2 protein-coding genes are annotated in these 2,266 nt (G+C 31.7%); both read right to left on the reverse strand.

Annotated features, from left to right (window positions below; translation table 11 throughout):
- On the reverse strand, window positions 1-1,321 hold a 1,321-nt coding region (gene uvrB, locus HMPREF9131_RS04720; RefSeq protein ID WP_009345694.1), incomplete at its 3' end, for an excinuclease ABC subunit UvrB.
- Between the two features lie 214 nt (window positions 1,322-1,535).
- On the reverse strand, window positions 1,536-2,266 hold a 731-nt coding region (locus tag HMPREF9131_RS04725), incomplete at its 5' end, for an FAD-dependent oxidoreductase (protein WP_009345695.1).

Below are 2,266 nucleotides of genomic sequence, written 5' to 3' on the forward strand. Positions count from 1 at the left end.
TAACAGTTTTATTTATTTCACTAACCAAATCATCAATTTGATTTTTAACAGGTCTTACAAAAATTTGAGGATCTAAAAGTCCTGTAGGTCTAATAATCTGTTCTGCAGAATTTTCTTCATGCTCTCTTTCATAGGGTCCTGGGGTTGCAGAAACATACATACATTGCTTCATCATTGATTCAAATTCAAAAAATCTTAAAGGTCTATTGTCAAGAGCTGATGGAAGTCTAAAACCATATTCAACTAAAGTTTCTTTTCTTGACCTATCTCCATTAAACATACCTCTTATTTGAGGAATAGATTGGTGAGATTCATCAATAATTGTGATAAAATCATCAGGAAAATAATCTATTAAGGTATAGGGTCTTGAACCAGCTGGTCTTTGAGAAAGATGTCTTGAATAATTTTCTATTCCATTACAATATCCCATTTCTTCAAGCATTTCCAAATCATATCTTGTTCTCTGTTCAAGCCTTTGCGCCTCTAAGAGTTTATCTTGGTCTTTTAAAACTTTAAGCCTTTCTTCTAATTCTTCCTCTATAGTTACAATAGCCTTTTCGACTTTAGTTTTTGTTGTTGCATAGTGGGATGCTGGAGTGATATAAGCGTGAGTCAAAAGTCTTAAAACTTTTCCTGTAAGAGCATCTACTTCAGAAATTCTATCTATTTCATCTCCAAAAAATTCCACTCTTATAGATTTTTCAGAAGATGATGCTGGAAAAATCTCAAGCACATCTCCCCTGACTCTGAAAGTTCCTCTAGAAAAATCAAAATCATTTCTCACATACTGAATATCTACAAGTTTTGACATTATTTCATTTCTATCCCTAATCATGCCAGGTCTTAAAGAAATCGCTAGATTTTCATAATCTATAGGGTCCCCTAAACCATATATGCAAGAAACTGATGCGACAATAATAACATCACGTCTTTCGAATAAAGACATAGTAGCAGAATGTCTTAATTTATCTATCTCATCATTTACTGACGAATCTTTTTCTATAAAAGTATCAGTCATAGGAACGTAGGCTTCTGGTTGATAGTAATCATAATAAGACACAAAATATTCCACTGCATTTTCCGGAAAAAATTCCTTTAATTCTGAGCAAAGTTGGTAGGCAAGAGTTTTATTGTGAGCTATAACAAGAGCAGGTCTTTGAACTCTTTCAATGACATTTGCCATTGTAAAAGTTTTACCAGAACCTGTAACTCCCAAAAGAGTTTGGTGCTTATAGCCCTTATTTAAACCCTCCACCAATTTATCAATAGCCTGAGGTTGGTCCCCAGTCGGTTTATAATCTGAATGAATTTTAAATTTCACAGTATCACTTACTTTCTTATATGACAAAAAGGCAACACACGTTGCCTTAGATTTTTACCCAATATAAATATTATAAAATAAAAATATGTAAAAATAAAGTTCACGAAAAACTTTCCTTGTATTTTAAACACAAATAAAATAACCAAGTCCCCAAATGTTAGAGGTCTTGGCTATTCAAATTTTAATATATTAATAAATAGGATTTTAGACTGATTTATTTAGCTCCCAAAGCAGCCATTGTTATATAATTATATGGCTTATTAAAATGAGGTAGGAAGAAAATATCAAGAAGTTTTAGCTCATCAATTGTTACTTTCTTATAAATTGCCAAGGAGAACATATGAATTCCCATAGACATATCATAATGTGAAGCCATTTGAGCCCCTAAAATTACTCTTGTCTTCTTATCATAAACTATTCTTATTTTTACTTTTGGATTGTCATGTTCCATAAATTCTGGTTTTTGCAAATCTTCAAAATCTGTACATTCTACATCTAAACCAAGTTTTTTAGCTTTTTTAAGACTTAAACCTGTAGAAACCATTTTTAAATCAAAAATACAAATTCCATTAGAACCTTGAACTCCAAGAGATTCTACATCTTTTCCTAAAATATTAAAGGCTGCAACAAGTCCTGATCTAACTGCATTTGTTGCTAAAGCTATATAATTTTTATTTTCAATTGTGTTATCAAAAATTGTAGCACAATCACCAATTGCATAAACATCTTTCACAGAAGTTCTTTGATGCTTATCAACAACATATGCTCCATTTCTGAAAAGTTCCAAATCATCTTTGCCTAGGCTGGTGTTTGGTCTAAAGCCTATAGCCATAAGAACCATATCTGTTTCATATTGACCCTTATCAGTTTTAACAGCCTTAACTTTATTATTTTCATCTCCAATGATTTCCATAACTGATTGACCTAAACGAAGATTTACACCAT

Origin of the sequence: Peptoniphilus sp. oral taxon 836 str. F0141, from assembly GCF_000179335.1 — a bacterium.
GTDB classification, from domain to species: domain Bacteria; phylum Bacillota; class Clostridia; order Tissierellales; family Peptoniphilaceae; genus Peptoniphilus_A; species Peptoniphilus_A lacrimalis.